16 protein-coding genes and 2 tRNA genes are annotated in these 18,110 nt (G+C 71.8%); 7 read left to right on the plus strand and 11 right to left on the minus strand.

The genetic code is table 11. The annotated features are described in order from the left end of the window. Positions 1 to 90 precede the first annotated feature (90 nt). Positions 91 to 1,773 (minus strand): energy-dependent translational throttle protein EttA, encoded by a 1,683-nt coding sequence (gene ettA / locus ACUJ8O_RS00005; RefSeq protein WP_036341629.1) that lies wholly within the window; start codon positions 1,771 to 1,773, stop codon positions 91 to 93. 98 nt (positions 1,774 to 1,871) lie between these two features. Beyond that, the gene (locus ACUJ8O_RS00010; RefSeq protein WP_036381125.1) at positions 1,872 to 2,423 is read right to left on the minus strand and encodes a single-stranded DNA-binding protein; all 552 of its coding nucleotides are present in this window, start codon (positions 2,421 to 2,423) and stop codon (positions 1,872 to 1,874) included. Positions 2,424 to 2,621: 198 nt separating this feature from the next. Here ACUJ8O_RS00010 and ACUJ8O_RS00015 point away from each other — a divergent pair. Both ACUJ8O_RS00015 and ACUJ8O_RS00020 read left to right on the plus strand, forming a co-directional pair. Then, positions 2,622 to 2,695 (plus strand) — tRNA-Arg (locus tag ACUJ8O_RS00015). A gap of 115 nt (positions 2,696 to 2,810) precedes the next feature. Then, positions 2,811 to 4,256, plus strand: coding sequence for a DUF2079 domain-containing protein (locus ACUJ8O_RS00020; protein ID WP_061867776.1), 1,446 nt, complete (start codon positions 2,811 to 2,813; stop codon positions 4,254 to 4,256). A gap of 36 nt (positions 4,257 to 4,292) precedes the next feature. Here ACUJ8O_RS00020 and ACUJ8O_RS00025 read toward each other — a convergent pair whose 3' ends face one another. Genes ACUJ8O_RS00025 through mptB (ACUJ8O_RS00035) form a run of 3 tightly spaced genes read right to left on the minus strand, consistent with a single transcriptional unit; the run spans position 4,293 to position 9,054 of the window. Continuing rightward, positions 4,293 to 5,678 carry a glycosyltransferase family 87 protein gene (locus tag ACUJ8O_RS00025; protein WP_036316843.1) on the minus strand — a complete coding sequence of 462 codons (1,386 nt, stop codon included), beginning with the start codon at positions 5,676 to 5,678 and terminating at the stop codon, positions 4,293 to 4,295. Further along, entirely contained in the window at positions 5,675 to 7,348 is a 1,674-nt protein-coding gene (mptB, locus tag ACUJ8O_RS00030) for a polyprenol phosphomannose-dependent alpha 1,6 mannosyltransferase MptB (protein ID WP_230297487.1), read from the minus strand. Before mptB (ACUJ8O_RS00030) ends, ACUJ8O_RS00025 begins: the two co-directional genes overlap by 4 nt. A 50-nt stretch (positions 7,349 to 7,398) precedes the next feature. Continuing rightward, a complete protein-coding gene (gene mptB / locus ACUJ8O_RS00035) occupies positions 7,399 to 9,054 on the minus strand; it encodes a polyprenol phosphomannose-dependent alpha 1,6 mannosyltransferase MptB (RefSeq protein WP_061867779.1) in 1,656 nt (551 codons plus the stop codon). Positions 9,055 to 9,144: 90 nt separating this feature from the next. Here mptB (ACUJ8O_RS00035) and orn point away from each other — a divergent pair, with 90 nt between their 5' ends. From orn to ACUJ8O_RS00050, 3 genes are all read left to right on the plus strand, one after another. Next, positions 9,145 to 9,771, plus strand: coding sequence for an oligoribonuclease (gene orn / locus ACUJ8O_RS00040; protein WP_002857127.1), 627 nt, complete (start codon positions 9,145 to 9,147; stop codon positions 9,769 to 9,771). A 102-nt stretch (positions 9,772 to 9,873) separates the two neighbouring features. Then, positions 9,874 to 9,949, plus strand: a tRNA-His gene (locus ACUJ8O_RS00045). 119 nt (positions 9,950 to 10,068) lie between these two features. Then, on the plus strand, positions 10,069 to 11,259 hold the full coding sequence (locus tag ACUJ8O_RS00050; RefSeq protein WP_010078872.1) for a tyrosine-type recombinase/integrase: 1,191 nt from the start codon (positions 10,069 to 10,071) through the stop codon (positions 11,257 to 11,259). 99 nt (positions 11,260 to 11,358) lie between these two features. Here the strand turns inward: ACUJ8O_RS00050 and ACUJ8O_RS00055 are convergent, their stop codons facing one another. From ACUJ8O_RS00055 to ACUJ8O_RS00065, 3 genes are all read right to left on the minus strand, one after another. Beyond that, on the minus strand, positions 11,359 to 11,631 hold the full coding sequence (locus ACUJ8O_RS00055; RefSeq protein ID WP_010078873.1) for a DUF3263 domain-containing protein: 273 nt from the start codon (positions 11,629 to 11,631) through the stop codon (positions 11,359 to 11,361). A 40-nt stretch (positions 11,632 to 11,671) separates the two neighbouring features. Next, positions 11,672 to 12,247, minus strand: coding sequence for a hypothetical protein (locus ACUJ8O_RS00060; protein WP_095346850.1), 576 nt, complete (start codon positions 12,245 to 12,247; stop codon positions 11,672 to 11,674). 80 nt (positions 12,248 to 12,327) lie between these two features. Next, positions 12,328 to 12,735, minus strand: coding sequence for an ImmA/IrrE family metallo-endopeptidase (locus tag ACUJ8O_RS00065; protein ID WP_134417058.1), 408 nt, complete (start codon positions 12,733 to 12,735; stop codon positions 12,328 to 12,330). 137 nt (positions 12,736 to 12,872) lie between these two features. Between ACUJ8O_RS00065 and ACUJ8O_RS00070 the strand changes: the two genes are divergently transcribed. Continuing rightward, positions 12,873 to 13,628 carry a DUF5131 family protein gene (locus ACUJ8O_RS00070; protein ID WP_010078876.1) on the plus strand — a complete coding sequence of 252 codons (756 nt, stop codon included), beginning with the start codon at positions 12,873 to 12,875 and terminating at the stop codon, positions 13,626 to 13,628. Here the strand turns inward: ACUJ8O_RS00070 and tcmP are convergent. Both tcmP and ACUJ8O_RS00080 read right to left on the minus strand, forming a co-directional pair. Next, a complete protein-coding gene (tcmP, locus tag ACUJ8O_RS00075) occupies positions 13,600 to 14,808 on the minus strand; it encodes a three-Cys-motif partner protein TcmP (protein WP_095346851.1) in 1,209 nt (402 codons plus the stop codon). The genes ACUJ8O_RS00070 and tcmP overlap by 29 nt on opposite strands. Beyond that, on the minus strand, positions 14,805 to 15,674 hold the full coding sequence (locus ACUJ8O_RS00080; RefSeq protein ID WP_241252184.1) for a hypothetical protein: 870 nt from the start codon (positions 15,672 to 15,674) through the stop codon (positions 14,805 to 14,807). Before ACUJ8O_RS00080 ends, tcmP begins: the two co-directional genes overlap by 4 nt. A 193-nt stretch (positions 15,675 to 15,867) precedes the next feature. Between ACUJ8O_RS00080 and ACUJ8O_RS00085 the strand changes: the two genes are divergently transcribed. Continuing rightward, positions 15,868 to 16,173 (plus strand): antibiotic biosynthesis monooxygenase family protein, encoded by a 306-nt coding sequence (locus ACUJ8O_RS00085; protein WP_010078879.1) that lies wholly within the window; start codon positions 15,868 to 15,870, stop codon positions 16,171 to 16,173. Here the strand turns inward: ACUJ8O_RS00085 and ACUJ8O_RS00090 are convergent. Continuing rightward, the gene (locus tag ACUJ8O_RS00090; RefSeq protein WP_445373028.1) at positions 16,089 to 17,918 is read right to left on the minus strand and encodes a heavy metal translocating P-type ATPase; all 1,830 of its coding nucleotides are present in this window, start codon (positions 17,916 to 17,918) and stop codon (positions 16,089 to 16,091) included. The genes ACUJ8O_RS00085 and ACUJ8O_RS00090 overlap by 85 nt on opposite strands. Between the last annotated feature and the right edge of the window lie 192 nt (positions 17,919 to 18,110).

The raw sequence follows: 18,110 nt of genomic DNA on the forward strand, positions 1-18,110 counted from the left end.
CGTGGACCCGGCCCCGGCACGACGACGGCCCGTCGCGATCACGTGATCGCGGCGGGCCGTCGTCGGCGCGGCGCCCGGGGGCGCGTCGGCTCAGTCGCGCGTGAGCTTGCGGTGCGTCATGCGGTGCGGGCGGGCGGCCTCGGGGCCGAGCCGATCGACCTTGTTGGCCTCGTAGGACTCGAAGTTGCCCTCGTACCAGTACCAGTTGGCCGGGTCCTCCGCGGTGCCCTCGTAGGCCAGCATGTGGGTGGCCACGCGGTCCAGGAACCAGCGGTCGTGCGAGACGACGACGGCGCAGCCCGGGAACTCGAGCAGCGCGTTCTCGAGGGAGGTCAGGGTCTCCACGTCGAGGTCGTTGGTGGGCTCGTCGAGGAGCAGCAGGTTGCCGCCCTCCTTGAGGGTCAGGGCCAGGTTCAGGCGGTTGCGCTCACCGCCGGAGAGCACGCCGGCCTTCTTCTGCTGGTCCGGGCCCTTGAAGCCGAACGCGGACACGTAGGCGCGCGAGGGCATCTCGACGTTGCCGACCTTGATGTAGTCCAGGCCGTCCGAGACGACCTCCCACAGCGACTTCTCGGGGTCGATGTTGGAGCGAGACTGGTCCACGTACGAGATCTTCACGGTCTCGCCGATCTTCAGCTCACCGCCGTCCAGGGGCTCGAGGCCGACGATGGTCTTGAACAGGGTGGTCTTGCCGACGCCGTTCGGGCCGATCACGCCGACGATGCCGTTGCGGGGCAGGGAGAAGGACAGGCCGTCGATGAGGACGCGGTCCCCGAAGCCCTTCTTCAGGTCCTTGGCCTCGATCACGACGGTGCCCAGCCGCGGGCCCGGCGGGATCTGGATCTCCTCGAAGTCCAGCTTGCGGGTCTTCTCGGCCTCGGCCGCCATCTCCTCGTAGCGGGCCAGGCGGGCCTTGGACTTCGCCTGACGGCCCTTCGTGTTGGAGCGGACCCAGTCGAGCTCCTCGGCCAGGCGCTTGGCGAGCTTGGCGTCCTTCTTGCCCTGCACCTCGAGGCGGGCACGCTTGGTCTCCAGGTAGGTGGAGTAGTTGCCCTCGTACGGGTAGAGGCGGCCGCGGTCGACCTCCGCGATCCACTCCGCGACGTGGTCGAGGAAGTACCGGTCGTGGGTGACGGCGATGACGGCGCCCGGGTAGGAGGCCAGGTGCTGCTCGAGCCACAGCACGGACTCGGCGTCCAGGTGGTTGGTGGGCTCGTCGAGCAGGAGCAGGTCGGGCTTCTCCAGCAGCAGCTTGCACAGTGCGACGCGCCGCTTCTCGCCGCCGGAGAGGTTCGTGACCGGCTCGTCCCCCGGGGGCGTGCGCAGGGCGTCCATCGCCTGCTCGAGCTGGGAGTCGATGTCCCACGCGTCCGCGGCGTCGATGGCGGACTGCAGCTCGCCCATCTCCTCCATGAGGGCGTCGAAGTCCGCGTCCGGGTTCGCCATCTCCTCGGAGATCTGGTTGTAGCGCTGGATCTTGCCGTAGATCTCGCCGACGCCCTCCTGGACGTTCTCGAGCACCGTCTTGGACTCGTCCAGCTTGGGCTCCTGCATCAGGATGCCCACCGAGTAGCCGGGAGAGAGCCGCGCCTCGCCGTTCGAGGGCTCGTCCAGCCCGGCCATGATCTTCAGGATCGTCGACTTGCCGGCGCCGTTGGGGCCGACCATGCCGATCTTCGCCCCGGGGTAGAACGACATGGTGACGTCGTCCAGGATCAGTTTGTCGCCCACCTTCTTGCGGGCCTTGACCATCGTGTAGATGAATTCCGCCATGCGGCCCAGGCTAGTCGGTGGCCGCGGGATTCCACTCATCGTGCCGATCCCGCGACCACCGAGCCCGCTCCCCCTCCGTGCTCCGTGCCGCCCCGTGGTCAGGCGACGCCGGCCGCCGCCGGCTCGCGCCCGGGGGCGCCCGCGTCCGACTCGTCCGGGCCGGGCGAGGCCGGGGCGTCGCCACCCTGGAACCCGTCCGGCAGGCCCGCGCTGAACCCGTCGCCGACCGCGCCGGCCCGCCCGCCCGACGCGTCGTCGTCGCGCGGGGCCGACTCGGGGCGCGGCACGGCCGCGCGCTGGCTGCGCTGGAACGCCGCCGAGCCGAAGCCCAGGTCCAGCCCGACGGCGTCCGCCACCACGTCCACGGACGTGCCGGAGCGCTCGCCCGAGGACCAGTCGCGGACCCGGAGTCGACCGGTGACGATCACGGGGTTGCCCTTCTTCACGGACTGGGCGGTGTTCGAGCCGAGCTGGCCGAACGCCGAGATGCTGTACCAGTTGGTGTGGGCGTCCACCCACTCAGCGGTCTCGCGGTCGAAGCGCCGCTCGGTGGTGGCCAGGCGGAAGCCGGTCACGGCGGCCCCCGATGCGGTGTGGCGGGTGGCGGGGTCCGTGGCCACGAAGCCGCGCACGGTGATGAGGTCCTGCATGGTGTGCCTCCTGGGCTGGGCCCCGGTGGGCGCCGGGGCGGGTCGTCGGCGCATCGGCTGATCCGCCATGGCCAGACAACCCCACCGCGGGGCACCCCGGCAGGATCGGGGCCGGTCTGGGGACGCGCGGAGGTCCCCGGGCGACTGTGCAGGAGCCGACGGCGCCGCGGCCGGCGGCCGTTAGACTGACACGGCCCAGCCCCAGTAGCTCAGCTGGACAGAGCAGCGGCCTTCTAATCCGCCGGTCGGGGGTTCGAATCCCTCCTGGGGCACCCAGACCAGGGGCGGAGCCGTCCGAGCACGCCCGACGACCGCCCGAAGGAGACCGTCCTGGACCGTCTGCGCTCCTGGCTCCGCGCCCCGCGACCCGCCGTCCCCGAGGTCCGTGTGACCCGTCGCGAGGGCGTCCAGCTGGCCGCCCTGCTCGTCGCGGCCGCGGCCCTGTACGTGACGCACTCCTTCCTCCGGTACGCCACCTACGAGGCCAAGGGCTACGACCTGGGCATCTTCGACCAGGTGGTGCGGCAGTACGCGCTGTTCAACGCCCCCCTCAGCTCCGTCAAGGGCGTGGACTTCCACATCCTCGGCGACCACTTCCACCCGATCCTCGCGCTGCTGGCGCCCTTCTACTGGGTATGGCCGGACCCCCGCATGCTCGGCGTGGTCATGGCGCTGGCCCTCGCCGCGTCCGCCGTGCCGGTGTACCTGTTCGCCCGTCGTCGCGCGGGACACGGGGTGGCCCTGGCCGCCGTCGCCGCCCTGCTGCTCTCCTGGCCCTTCCAGGCGATGGTGAACTGGGACTTCCACGAGGTCACCCTCGGCGTGCCGATCCTCGCCTGGCTCGTGTGGGCCCTGGACGGGCAGCGGGCGTGGCTCGCCACCGGCCTGGCGGCGCTGCTGCTCACGGTCCGAGAGGACATGGGCGTGACCCTGCTGGCCGTGGCCCTGGTGATGGCGATCCGTCGCTTCTGGCCGCAGGCCGCGGTCACCGCCGTGCTGGGCGTGCTCGGCTACTGGTTCGCCACGTCCGTGGTGATCCCCCACTACTCCCCCACCGGCGCGTTCGGCTACTGGCAGTTCACCGCCCTGGGCCCGGACATGCGCAGTTCGGTCCTGTTCCTGCTGACCCAGCCGTGGAACGCCGTCGCGGTGCTGTTCGACCACCCGCTGAAGGTGGCCCTCTGGCTCCTGCACTTCGTCCCGCTGCTGTTCCTGCCGGTCCTGAGCCCGCTCACGCTGATGGCCCTGCCGATCCTGCTCTCGCGGCTGTTCAACGACCGCCTCAACGTGTGGGCCCCCGTGTACCAGTACGACGCGATCCTCGCCCCGCTGCTGCTCATGGCCGCGCTCGAGGCGGCCCACCGGCTGGCCGGACGCCGGGACACGCTGCGCCGGCTGCCCGCCGTCCTCGTCTCCGCGGCACTGGCCGCCGGTCTGATCGGCACCGCGTTCTTCCCGCAGGTGTACCCGCTGCACCGCACGATCGCCGGCGACATGACGATGACGCAGCACGCCCGCGACCTCGACCACGCGGTCGGGCTGATCCCGGACGGGGTGTGCGTCGAGGCCGCCGACAACGCCGTGCCGCACCTGACGGCCCGCACCCACGTCGGGCTGCACGGGGACATCGGCGACGAGCTGGCCACGTGGATGATCGTGGACACCTCGGTGCCCGAGCTCGGCGGCTGGGACCCCCTCACCCCGGAGCAGGCGCTGGCCCGCGCCGAGCGGCTCGGCTTCGAGCGGGTCTGGTCCGCGGGCGACGTCGTCGTCCTGCACCACCCGGACCGCGCGGTCTCGCCCACCTGCACGACGTACCTCGAGCACCGCTGAGCGGAACCCCACGGCGCCGGCGGACCCGCTCCGCCGTCAGCGGCCCGCGGACTCGCCGAGTGGCTGCAGGCCGAGTCCGGCCGGGGGCAGGAGCAGTCGGTCACGGGCACCGGTGAAGACGCCGGCGTGCGGGTCCTCGGCCACCCCCGGGGCGATCTCGGGGGCCCCCTGGTCGAGTGCGGTGCGGCGCACCGGGTCGCGGACGGGGTCCAGGATGTCCTTGACCACCGTGGTCATGAGCCACACGAGGGCGACGATGTGCGCCACGATCCCCGAGGCATACCAGGCGGTGATCCACCAGGCGCCGCCGGCGAACGCCCCGTCGGAGGTGATGCGCGCCGACTCCATCCACACCCCGCCCCAGTGGTAGACCTCCACGGCCTGCCAGATCCAGAACGCGCGCCACCGCGGCGTCGCGAGGACCACGAGCGGGATCAGCCACATCACGAACTGCGGCGAGTACACCTTCCCCCACAGGATGAAGGACGCCACGATCAGGAAGCACAGCTGGGCCATGCGCGGACGGTGCCGCGCCGCGAGGGCGAGGTAGGCGATCCCCACGCAGCACACCAGGAACAGGCCGTTCTGAAGCGTCGTGAACGTCTCCCCGGACCATCCTGTCCAGGCCAGCGCCAGCCAGGTCGAGGAGAAGGAGACCGCGCGGTCCCCCGAGAACGTGTAGAAGCGCGACCACTGGTCGAACGCCGTCAGCATGAACGGGAGGTTCACCGCGAGCCAGGCCGCGGCCCCGGCCAGGGCCGCCTTCACGAACCCGGCCCAGCGGCCCGTGCGCAGCGCCAGCACGAAGATCGCGCCGAAGAAGAACAGCGGGTAGAGCTTCGTGGCGGTGCCGAGCCCGATGAGCAGGCCGGCGAGGGTCGGACGGCCCGCCGTCCACGCCCACAGGGCCAGGGCGGCCAGCATCACGGCCCACAGGTCCCAGTTGAGCATCGAGGTCAGGATGATCCCCGGGGCCAGGGCCACGAGCAGGGCGTCCCGGGAGCGACCGCGCGCGGTGTACGCGGTCGCGACGACCAGCACGATCCAGCACAGCACCACGCCGATCGCGTTCACGTCGAAGTAGGTCACGGTGCGCTCGTGCAGGTCGCCGGAGGCGGGCACGAGCCACATGGTCACACCCGCGACCACGGCCAGCAACGCCGGGTACTCCATCCACTGCTCGGGCGGCAGCGGCGTGTAGAAGGGGAAGTGGCCGTCCGAGAGGCCCCGCGTGGGGAACAGCTGGGCGAAGTCCGAATAGCACATGTGCGCGTGCACGCCGGGGGCCGCCCAGCCGTTCACGCGGCACCACTGCTTGGTCAGCACGCCGACGGCGGCGGCCACCACGGTCAGGCCGACGAGCAGGCCGACCCAGCGGCCGCTCGGACGGGACGGGGCGGGACTGCGGGGGTGGGAGGTCACGGTCTCTCCTGGGGGATGCGGGTGGACGAGGAGGCGGGGTGCGCGGCGGTCGACGGCGGCCCGTCGGGCGGCGCGTCCGGCGGCACGCCCGCCTCCGGAGGCGTCGGCGACGCCGCCGCGGCCCGCGGCTCGACCACCTCCAGGGGAGGACGCCGCCGCCCGGGGAACAGGGGCGCGGTGACGGGATCGCGGTGGATGATCCATCCGATCCCCGCGAGCATCAGGACCAGGGTGAACACGCGGACGGCCAGGACCGGCAGCCACTGCGCCACGGAGAGCTGGTCCACCACGCCGACGCCGGTGAGCAACAGGACCGCGAGCGCGGTGACCCACCCGAGCCAGCGGGGATGGTCGGCGCCCCACGGCAGCGGGCGGAGGGCGCACGCCAGCAGCGGCAGGACCCAGAGCAGGTACCACGGCTGGACGATCGGGGCGGTGGCGACGGCCACCACGAGCACGGCCGCCGCGCTGAACACCGGGTCCAGGGGCCGGCGGCGCAGGGCCAGCCAGGCCGTGAAGCCGAGGGCCGACACCGTCATCGCGGTGTAGAAGGCCGCGGCCACGTCGCGCGCCCCCAGGGGCGTCACGGCTTCGACGACCGCGCCGAGCAGCAGGCCGAGCAGGCCCACGGGGGCATACGGGAACGCCGCGTCCCCGCTCGTGAGCATGGCCGGGACCCAGCCGAACCAGAGGCCGGAGCCGGCGCCGAGGATCGTGAGGACGGCCAGGGAGATCACCGCCGTCGTGAACCACGGGCCGAGCCGGTCCCGCCGGCGCAGGCGCGGATCGGCCGCGCGGAACCGGGCCCAGCCGGTGGGCAGGAGCAGGGCCACGAAGGGCAGCACCAAAGCTGTCAGGGGCTTGATCGCAACGGACAGGGCGATCAGCACGATCCCCCACAGCGCATGCACGCGGCGGCGGGGCGGGCGGACCATGAGCAGGATGCCCGCGAGCATCAGCCCCGACATCAGCGCGTCGTTGTGGGCGCCGGCGATCATGTAGAGCAGGAACAGTGGGTTCGCCACGGCCACCCACGTGGCCCACACCCCGCATCGGCCCGCGACGGCGGCCAGCCGCGGCACCGCCCACAGGCACAGCGCCAGGCCCGCGAGCGCCAGGAGCCGGAACGCCGTGACGGAGAGCTCGATGTTGCCGCCCGTGGCCCGCCACGTCGTCTCGGCGAACAGCAGGAACAGCGGCCCGTAGGGGGACGGGGACTCGGCCCAGATGGAGTCCGCTCCCTGCATGAACCAGCCGGGCAGGGCGGACACGCCCTGGGAATACGGGTCGAGACCCGACGCGAGGAGCCGGCCCTGCTGGAGGTAGGAGAACACATCGCGGGAGAAGATCGGCAGCGCGAGCATCAGCGGGGCGGACCACCACCAGGCGGCCCGGGCCACCAGGCGGCCGTGCTCCTCCCAGCGGCCCCGCAGCGCGCGCCCCAGCTCGAGCCAGGATCGGACGAGGAGCAGCGAGCCGGCGGCCAGCAGCACGGTGCTGAGCAGCACGCCGGGAAGGTAGACCCGCAGCGGGTTGAGCAGGGTGGTGCCGGAGAACACCGAGTCGGGCGTCATCGGCAGCCACCCCACGCCCCAGGAGCCCACCGTGATGAGCACGGACGCCCACGTGCCCCGGCGGACGGCCGCCTCCGGCTCGGGCTGCGCCGTCACGCGGCTCGGACGGGGCCCTCGGGCGCCGGTCGTCGCGGAGGCGGCGGGCCTCACTCCGCCGGCTCCGCGGGTCGAGGGGCGCCACGGAGCCGGGCCAGGCCGGCGCGTACGGCGGGGCGCACGTGCCAGTGGTCCTTCACGAACCGGCTGGTGCGGCGGTCCACGACGAGGATCCACAGCAGACACACGGCGGAGACGATCAGGGACACGGCCTTGACCTGGTCCGCGATGTCCAGGAACTGCCAGGTGAAGAGCTGGTCCGCGGCGCCGAACGCCAGGAAGTAGCCGACCGTGAACACGACCCACTTGATCTGCCAGTTGTCCCGGATGCCGAGCACGGCGAAGAACGGCAGCAGCCACAGCAGGTACCAGGGCTGGATGATGGGCGAGAGGATCACCAGCGCGGTGAACGCCCAGGTCATGCGCGTCATCACGCGGTCCTGGCGGCCGAGGAACATCAGGGCCAGCACGATGAGCACCGAGAGCGCGCGTCCGGCGGTCTTGTACACGCCCTCGACGGCCTGCACGTCCGCCCCCTGTCCGAAGAGCTCGCTCGCCCCCACCGTGATGAGGGACAGCATGCCGATCGGCCCCCACGGCACGGTGCCCGTGCCCGTGCCGACCATGACGGCCACCCAGCCGAAGCCGAAGCCGTTGAGCACCCCCACCAGGGCCATGAGGCCGAAGGAGATCCCGGCGGTGAGGGCCCAGAAGGCGAACCGGCGCGGCCATCGGGCCGTCGGGCCGGCCCACAGCAGGCCGATGAACGGGAGCAGCACGAGCGTGATGGGCTTGATGCCCAGGGACAGGGTGACCAGCACGACGCCGGCCACCCCCCACGCGACGGACTGCCCGGGCCGCTGGGGGCGGAGCGGATGCCCGGCGCGCAGCGCGCACCACGTGCCGGCCAGGGCGAGGCCGACCATGAGGGCGTCGTTGTGCCCGGACGCGACGAAGCTGATGGTGAAGAGCGGGTTGGCGACGCTGATCCACTGCGCCCACGCACCGTTGACGCCCAGCCGGCGGGCCAGCAACGGCACGAAGACCATGATCAGCGCGACGCCGGCCACCGCCACCAGGCGGAACAGGAAGATCGCCAGGTCCGGGTTCATGTCCCCCGAGATCGCGACGACGGCCTGCTCGATCCAGAGGAAGATCGGACCGTACGGGGTCTCGGAGTCCGCCCAGGTGGCGTCCGCTCCGAGCTGGAACCAGTTGGACAGCGAGGAGATCGTGTCCACGTAGGGGTCCTGCCCCGCCTCCATGAGACGGCCCTGTCCCACGTAGGCGAAGATGTCCCGGCTGAAGATCGGCAGGGCCACGACCTGGGGCAGGCACCACAGGACGGTGGCGAGGTTGACCGTGCGCAGGGCGCCGCGACCGAAGGGGCGGATCGTCTGGCCCAGGCGCAGCCAGGCCCAGAACATCACCCAGCAGCCGAGGGTGAGGAGCGCTGTGCCGGCGAGCACGCCGGTCTCCTGGGTGCGCCACGGGATCAGCCACTGCCAGCGGTTGATCGGGGAGGCCGAGGCCAGCCAGCCGACGGAGTACGAGCCCACCACCAGGAGGAGGGAGCCGAGGGTCCCCACCAGGATGGGCCACCAGTCCGCGCCGGCGACCTGGGGGTCCGCGCGGAGGCCGCCGACGCCGACGTACTCCGGCCGGTGGGCCGTGGACCCGGACGGACGCGGGGTCGACACGCTCATGCGACGGGTCCTTCCGTGCGGTCCTGCGAGGGCGCGCGAGGGCGCGGCTCGCTCGAATCTACCATCGTGACACGCGAGTAGCCTGGGGGCATGAGCGAGACGAGCACCCCCGCGCCGGAGAGCGCCCCCCTGGTCTGGATCGACTGCGAGATGACCGGCCTGCACCCCCAGGTCGACGAGCTCGTCGAGGTGGCGGTGCTCATCACGGACGCCGAGCTGAACATCCTGGACGAGGGCATCGACCTGGTGATCCGTCCCTCCGCGGCGGCCCTCGAGCAGATGGACCCGTTCGTCCGGGACATGCACACCACCTCCGGCCTGCTGCCGGAGCTGGCGGAGGGTCTCGAGCTCGACGACGCCGCAGCGCGCGTCCTCGAGTACATCGCGGCCCGCGTGCCGGCCGGCAAGGGCCTGCTGGCCGGCAACACGGTGGGCCAGGACAAGCTGTTCCTCGCCCGCTACATGCCCGCCGTCGTCGACCATCTGCACTACCGGATCGTGGACGTGTCCACCGTGAAGGAGCTGGCCCGGCGCTGGTACCCGCGCGCCTACTACCAGGCCCCCGCCAAGACCGGGGGCCACCGCGCTCTCGGGGACATCAAGGACTCCATCACCGAGCTGCGCTACTACCGGGCCGCCGTCATGGCCCCCGCCCCCGGCCCCACCACGGAGGAGGCCCGCGCCATTGCGGAGGTGGTGTCCGGGGCGCAGGCCTGAGCCGGCACCCCGGCCTCGCCGCCCCGATTCGGCGCTGCGCGGGATCTCGTGTACTGTGGACCCCGCTGCGCCGCGCGGATCCGTCCGTGTGGAGCAGGCATGGTGGGCGTAGCTCAGTCGGCAGAGCGTCTGGTTGTGGTCCAGAAGGTCGCGGGTTCAATCCCCGTCGCTCACCCCACCGTAAGGCCCGGAATCATGCGGATGATTCCGGGCCTTATCTCGTCTTGGTAGTGCTGTTGGGTAGTGCTCGGTCCCCACGGGGTACGCACATCATCGGAGAGCACCAGGAGAGATGCGTTGGCTACCATCCAGACGCGCACGAACAAGGCCGGCCGGACCACGTACCGGGTCGGCTTCTACGAGGCCGGCCGGTTCCAGTGGCTGCCGGCCCTCGCCCGCGAGGCCGGCGCCCAGCGCGTCAAGGCGATCGTGGAGGACCCGCGGCAGGGGCCCACGGTGGCCCGCCGGATCCTCGAGGCCCAGGTGGACAGTGCCCCGGGCATGCCCACGCTCGCCGAGTTCTTCCCGCGGTACATCGAGCACCGCGGGCTCCGCTGCACCCCGGGCACCCTGGCCGGGTACGAGGCAGAGGCCGCGCGCACGTTCCTGCCCCGCCTCGGCGAGCTGCCCGTGGACATGATCGACCGCCGCACGGTGGCCGAGTGGATCCGGTGGCAGCTGCAGCAGCCCACGGCCCGCTGGCGCGCGGCCGCCGCCCGCGCCGCGGCCGCCACTCCCCCGCGGCCCGAGCCGCCGCTGGCCACGGTGTCTCCGAAGACGGTCCGCAACGCGCACGCCCTGCTCTCCGCGGTCCTCGGCCTCGCCGTCCAGGAGGGCATCCTGCCAGCCAACCCCGCGCGCGGCGCCGACCTGCCCGACGACGACGTCGAGGAGGAGCGCGGCATCTTCAGCCGAGCCGAGTGGGCGCGCTTCTACGCAGCCATATCCGAGTCGTACCAGCCGCTGCTGATCGTCCTGCTCGTCACCGGCGCCCGCTGGGGCGAGGCCACCGCCCTGCAGGTCCGCGACCTCGACGTCGCAGCCAGCGTCATCCACGTGCGCCGCGCCTGGAAGAAGGGCAAGGAGGGCGCCGTCCTCGGCGTCCCCAAGACCGCCCGCGGCCGCCGCACGATCATGCTCCCCGACTGGGCCGTCGAAACACTCGAGCCATTGGCCGCCGGCCGTGCCGCCGACGAGTTCCTCCTGACCGCCCCCGGCGGCGGCGTCATCCACCGCACGAACTTCGTCGAGCGCCACTGGAAGCCGGCGCTCGCGGCCGCCGGGATCGCCAAGCACCTGACCCCGCACAGCCTGCGGCACACGTTCGCCTCGTGGGCCCTCATGGATGGGGTCCCCGCACAGGTCGTCCAGCACCGCCTCGGTCACGAGTCGCTGCAGACCACCTCCCGCGTGTACGCGCACCTGCTGCTGGACGCCCAGCGTGCCGCGGTCGACGCGATCGGCTGGGAGCCTCCCCCCGGCGCCTGACCCCTGGCGCAGCGAGAGGCCCCGTCCAGCTGGCTGCTGGACGGGGCCTCTCTTGCGCTTCCCTTCGCGGCCTCCACGCTCCCCGAGGGGGCGGACACGTTAAGCAGCTGGCACCCGTACCGCGCGCTCGCGGGTCTGCCGAGCCTCCCGGGCCCGCCGCGTGATCACCGGGTAGGCGGCGATCGCCACCGGGTCCTCGGCGAGCGTGGCCACGCGCATCGCCAGCGCCGTGCCCTGCAACCCGACCAGATGCTCAGCGGCCCGGTCACGCGCGGCCCCGTGCCGCCACCGCCGCCCCCACAGCTGCAGCGCCATGTGGTCACGAACGGACAGGTGGCCGGCGCACGCGGGCGCCTGGGTGGTGGTGGTCATGTCGGGACGGTACGCCCGGGGGTGGACGTAGTACGTGGGATCAGCGGTCCGTGATGGTGGCCGTTCCGCGGTACTCGTCGTCGCCGGTAAAGGTCACCGAGCAGGAGTACCGGTGCCCAACCGTGCCGCCCAACGCGTTCTCCGCTTCGACCGCTCCGGTCACTGTCCATGCCTTCGGCCCCCCGGATGCCGTCTCGCGGGAGAACTTGGCGGTGCTGGGGGCGCGCAGCTTCTCCTTGACGAGGGTCTGGCAGGCAATCTTCGCGTCCCACTCCTCCGGCTCGTCAGGGCTGGCGTTGCTGAAGGCAGAGAAGATTGCCCACGCGAGCAGTGCCATCACGGCCACGAGGGGCCAGAGGCAGCCCGCGACGAGCGGGTTGCGCCCACGCTCCAGGGTGGCGGGCGTAGTGCCGCCGGCCCAGTCCTTGAGGGTGTAGCCCGCGGCGCGCAGCTTCGCGCGCACGTCCTCGTCGTTGTCCGCGGCCTTGAGCTCCCGTACGGTCTCGCCGCGCTGGTTCTTCACTGCGATGGTGCGTAGGCGTGCGATCGTCTTGCCGTCGAGCAGCTCGTCTCGCCCCTCTGACACTTCCGCCGTGTACTTGGTCGTCTTCGCCATGTCGCCCTCCTTGGTGGTGCGCCCTGCGCGGCGCGTTGCCTTGATTCTGACCTAGCCGATGGCCCCCGCCTAGCAGGCGCTCAGGCAGAGTGCTCGGTGGCCAACGCGGCGAGATGCTCCCGCTCGGTCCGGGTGAGGCCGGCCAGTCGGTCGGTAAGCACGAGCGGGGTCACCCACAGTTCGTCGGCGAGCTCGTCCAGGCTCATGGACCAAGGCAGGGCGTCGGCGAGCTGCTCGAGCGTAATCAGCTGCCGGGCCGCGGCCGCGCGTACGGCGTGCTCGACGGCCGGCGGCTGGCAGCCGCGGTGGCCGTGCTCGAGGTGCACGAGCTCGTGGGTGAGCGCGCACCGCCGCTCGGCCTGCGTCATGCGGGGGTCGAGCCAGATCACCGTCGCGCCATCGGTCGCGGCTGGCGCCGTCGGGTGTGGGCGGGCCCAGACCACGACGACGTACGTCAGCGTGCGCAGCGCCCGCCAGGGGTGGAACATGCGACCATCGTCGTTGTGGGGACGGACACGGTATGGGTGAGCACGAGCTGGACTGTGGTGGACTGAGCGCGCCTGCGTGACAAAGGGTCGAACATCTGTTCGACTGGAGCAGGTCTTCCAGGGAAGGAGCGATCGCGATGGCGAACACCTCAGCGATTGAGTGGACCGAGGTGACGTGGAACCCCGTGACCGGTTGCGACCGCGTGGCGGCCGGCTGCGACAACTGCTACGCGCTGACCTTAGCCAAGCGGCTCAAGGCGATGGGTGCTGAGAAGTACCAGAACGATGGGAACCCGGTGACGTCCGGCCCCGGGTTTGGCGTCACCCTCCATCCGAAGGCCCTGGGCCAGCCCCGCTCGTGGAAGGCCCCGCGCGTGGTGTTCGTGAACTCCATGAGCGATCTCTTCCACGCCAAAGTTCCGTTGGGGTTCATCCGGGACATCTTCGACGTCATGCGCGAGACGCCGCAGCACACATATCAGGCGCTGACGAAGCGCTCACTGCGGATGGCCCGTCTAGCCGATCGCCTCGACTGGCCGGCCAACTTGTGGATGGGCGTCTCCGTGGAGGACGAGACTGTGACGGGCCGCATCGACCATCTCCGCGAGGTGCCGGCAGCGGTCCGGTTCCTCTCCTGCGAGCCCCTCATCGGACCCCTGCGGGATCTGGATTTGGCCGGCATCGACTGGGTCATCGCGGGCGGCGAGTCTGGTGCGAACCATCGCCCCATGGACCAGGCCTGGGTGGAGGACATCCGCGACCAATGCGTGTCTGCCGACGTGGCGTTCTTCTTCAAGCAGTGGGGTGGGCGGACGCCTAAGGCCAACGGGCGGCTCTTGGAGGGGCGCACCTGGGACGAGATGCCTACCTCCCGCGCCGCGCTGGCAGGATGACCGCGCGCCCATCCACCATGTCTTTGGTGTAGCCCTGGGTGATCCCGGCCTTCTGGAGATTCTTGATGGCCTGCCGTACCTCTGAGGCGCCTGCCGTGCCGAGGTGTTCGCCTAGCCAGTGGGGCACGTCGTCGCAGATCCGCACCGCCTGGCCTTGACCGAGGTGAGACGAGAGCCTCGTCTGGATAGCGGCGATGGCCCGGTTTCTGACGTCGGTCTGCTCTGCGACCACCTGCTGGTCGAACGTCTCCTGCAGGTCGAAGAGCGACCCCTGGGTGTCGTCGAGCAGTCCCTGGTAGTAGTTCTCGGAGTTGACCTGCCGCCACTTCCTGTGAGCCCGAGCCGCGGCGTCAGCGAAGAGCATGGGCGCAGCGAAGTGCTGGTAGAAGAGCATCAGCGTGAAGATCGGCCCCTCAGACGGGGTCCGGCGGATTGGGACGGAGATGACGTTGTGGGCGGTCTCTCCGGTCATGCGCTGCATGTACTCGCGCGCCACGTAGGAGGCGGCTGTAGCGGCGGAGGAGCTGTCGCCACTCACGTCAGCCTGCCGCCGAGCCTCAGCGAAGACCTCCCGCCACCACGGCCCACCAAGAAAACGGTCACCGCGGAGGAGGGTGACGGTCTCGCCACTTGAGGCGGAGGCTCCCTTCCGGACGATCCCTCCGATGCGCCACACGGTGGAGAGACTGAAGTTCAAGAGGACCTCGGTCGACCGCGCTGGCCGCAGGAGCAGCTTCGAGGCGACGACGTCGTACGGCAGGGCCGTGCCGAACGGGTCGAGAAAGAACAGAGCTGGGCGGGTGCCGATGTCGTTGAGGATCGCGTCGATCTGCTCCTCCACGGCGCCGTGGTGCAGATAGACGGGACCGGCCCCCTGCCCCTGCGCGGCGACCGCGTGCCGGAGGGTCTCCGCATGAGCCCTATCTCGCTCCACGAGGTGGATGTGCATGATGCGGTTCTGCGCTGCAAGCTTGCGTGCGATGTCCACCGCGTAGAGCGGCGACCCCTTGTGCGCGTCGTCGTACTGCCCCGCGCCGGCGTAGCCATCGACATAGGCCACCTCCCGAGGGGCCTTGCTAGCAACCTTCATGGCCCACGGTGTGAGGTAGTCCTCCAGCACCTTGAGCTTGAAGACCGCGGCGGGCTGCTGCGACGTGAAGAAGTTCGTGTTGGCGCTCATGCGCCGGCCTCGTCGCCGGGGTCCTGGTTCTCCTCGCCGACGTCGCCCCACTCCCGGGCCTGCCGGTCGCGGGTCAGCTCGAAGTCGGGGTGTGCTGCCAGATCGAAGTCGGCCGGCGCGTCGGCCGCCGCGGTCTTTTGTTCAGCGCCAGCGTCACCGCCGCGCGCTCCCCCGCGCTCGGCCGTGCCGCGCTCGCGGTCCTGATCCTGGTCTGCGTGGTCGCGCTCGTCATGGTGGTCCGTCCTACGTCGGTCGAGCATGACCCGCAGGACTGCAGCGAGCAGCTCCTGGTCATACGTCGATAGGTCAGGGGATTCCTGAACGACGTCGAGGACCGACGGGTGAAGAGCCGAGTCGAGCTCCACTCCTATGGACTCCAGCGCTGCGGTGACCACGTGGGCCACGGGCACCCTCAGCACGAGCGCGAGCATCGTGATGTTCTCGCCCTTGATCGAGGTGACCGGGGTGGACTTGAGCCGCGCGAAGCTGGCGTGGCTCATGTCGTACCCCGCGCGGTCGGCGCGGGCGGCGAGGTCGCTGAGGGACCAGCCGTTCCGCTCCTGGGCTGGGGCGATCAGTCGGCCCAGCGAGTGCATGTCGTTCATGGCGACCAATCTGCGGTGCGATGCCAAGGGGAGCAACCGACCTCGGACACCCGCTGTTGCGTGGAAGTGGACACCGAAACGGTAGCAACAAAGGGGGTGTTGTGCCGCAGGGCGGCGCGGATACGGGGCGATCAGCGCGGACCCGGTGAGGAAGAGCCGCTTGCGACCCCATCGGTCCGCGAGGTTGCCGGTGGAGAGCAACAGGGCGGCCAGCAGCACGGCATAGAGGCTGTTCACCCACTGCGCGTCAGTGAGGTCCAAGTGCAGGTCGCCGATGATGGCGAGCGGGACAGCCCGAGGTCCCACGGCGGCCGGTCCCACGGCTCCAACTTCGCAGGGACGACGCCGCCGGGCCTCAACCGATCGACGGACTCCCGGTCCGCAGCCGGGCGTAGAGTCGGCCGGTGAGGGCGTCGACCCGACGCCGCACCCCCGCCGACGAGGAGGCCTCCCCGTGTCCGTCGTGAAGATCAACGCCATCAGCGTCCCCGAGGGCGCCGGCCCGGAGCTCGAGAAGCGGTTCGCCGCCCGCAAGCACGCGGTGGACCAGGAGCCGGGCTTCGAGGGCTTCCAGCTGCTCCGGCCCACCGCGGGCGAGGACCGCTACTTCGTGGTCACGACGTGGGCGTCGGAGGAGGACTTCCAGCGCTGGCGGGACGGGCGCATGCCCGCCGCTCACGCCGCCGAGCAGGGCGGCCGCCCGGCGCCGGTCGCCACGGGCGCCGACCTGCTCGAGTTCGAGGTCGTGGACCTGGGCTGACCCGGGCGCCGCAGCAGGCGCATCGCGTTCACGATGACCAGCAGCACGGACGCCTCGTGCACGAGCATGCCGACGGCCATCGTGACGCCGCCGGCGAAGACGCCGGCCAGCAGGGCCGCGACGGTGACGAGGGAGATCGCGATGTTCTGCCGCATCACCCGCACCGTGCGCCGGGCCAGATCGAGCGCCTGCGGCAGCCGCTCGAGCCGGTCGCCCATCAGGGCGATGTCCGCGGTCTCGATGGCCACGCCGGAGCCGGCCGCGCCCATGGCCACGCCGATGTCCGCCGTCGCCAGGGCCGGGGCGTCGTTGATGCCGTCACCGACCATCGCGACGACGCGGCCCTCGGCCTGCAGGGCCTCGATCGCCTCGAGCTTGTCCTGGGGCAGCAGGCCCGCCCGCACGTCGTCGACGCCCACCTGCCGGGCCACGGCCTGCGCGACGCCGGGCTGGTCGCCGGTCAGCATCACGACCTCGCGGACGCCGATCCCGTGCAGCGCCCGGATCATGCCCGCGGCCTCGGGCCGGAGGGTGTCTGCGATGGCGAGGACGCCGAGCGGGATGCCGTCGACGACGACCGCCGCCGGGGTCCGGCCCGCCTCCGCGAGCTCGGCCGCGACGGTCTCGACCCGGTCGGTCGCGGCCGGATCCACGCCGCGCTCGCGCAGCATCGCCACGTTGCCCACGGCGACGACACGGCCGTCCACCTCTCCGGTGAGCCCACGGCCGAGGACGACGTCCACATCGGTGGCCAGCGGGCCGTCCAGCAGGCCGCGGTCCCGGCCCGCCGCGACGACCGGCGCGGCCAACGGGTGGTCCGAGGCCGCCTCGAGCCGTGCGGCCCAGCGCAGCACCTCGTCCTCGGCCCCGGGCTCGAACGCGACGACGTCTGTCAGCTCGGGGGTGCCCGAGGTGAGTGTGCCGGTCTTGTCGACGGCGACGGCGTCGACCTTCGCGGAGCGCTCGAGGAACTCCCCTCCCTTGATGAGCACGCCGTCCTTGGCGCCGCGGCCGATCCCTGCCACGATCGCGACCGGGATGGAGATCACGAGGGCGCCCGGGCAGCCGATGACCAGCAGGGTCAGGGCCAGGGGGACGTCCCGCGTGATCAGACCGGTCGCGAAGGCCAGCACCATGATCGCCGGGGTGTACCAGCGGGAGAAGCGGTCCATGAACCGCTGGGTCCGCGCACGGGCCTCCTGCGCCGCCTCGACGCGGTGGATGATGCGCGCCAGCGTGGTGTCGGCGCCCACGCCCCGGGCCTGCACCTGCAGCAGGCCGGCCGTGGCCACGGTGCCCGCGTACACGGCGTCACCGTCGGTCTTCTCCGCCGGGATGGACTCGCCCGTGATGGATGCCTCGTCCACGGCGCCGACCCCGGTGAGCACCACGCCGTCCACCGGCACCCGAGCGCCGGCCTTGACGAGGACGGTCGCGCCGGGGGCCACCTCGTGGGCAGGCACGGTGCGCTGGGTCCCGTCTGCGTCCACGACGACGGCGGTCTCGGGCGCCGTGGACACGAGGTCCGCGAGCGCCGAGCGAGTCTGAGACAGGGTCGCGTCCTCGAGGGCGTGGCCGAGGGCGAAGAGGAAGGTCACGGCGGCGGCCTCCCAGAAATTGCCGAGCAGGGACGCGCCGATCGCGGCGGTGGCGACGAGCAGGTCGATGCCGACGGTCTTCACCCGCAGGGCGGCGATCGCGTCGCGCGCGATCGGCAGGCCGGCCACGACGGCGGCGGCGAGCATCAGGCCCGCCGCCACGAGGTGTCCGGTCCCCGTGGGCCAGCTGCTCGGGCGCCAGCACGAGCGAGACGGCGATCAGCAGGCCGGCCACCACGGGGCGCCGCCAGCGGCGGGACAACGTGAGCCGGGCACGGGTGCGGCCCGGACGTGTGACGGCGAGGGTGGGCATGGCGGGCTCCGTTCGTCGGGGGCGGG

Source organism: Micrococcus sp. EWR3.9.1 (genome assembly GCF_052615555.1).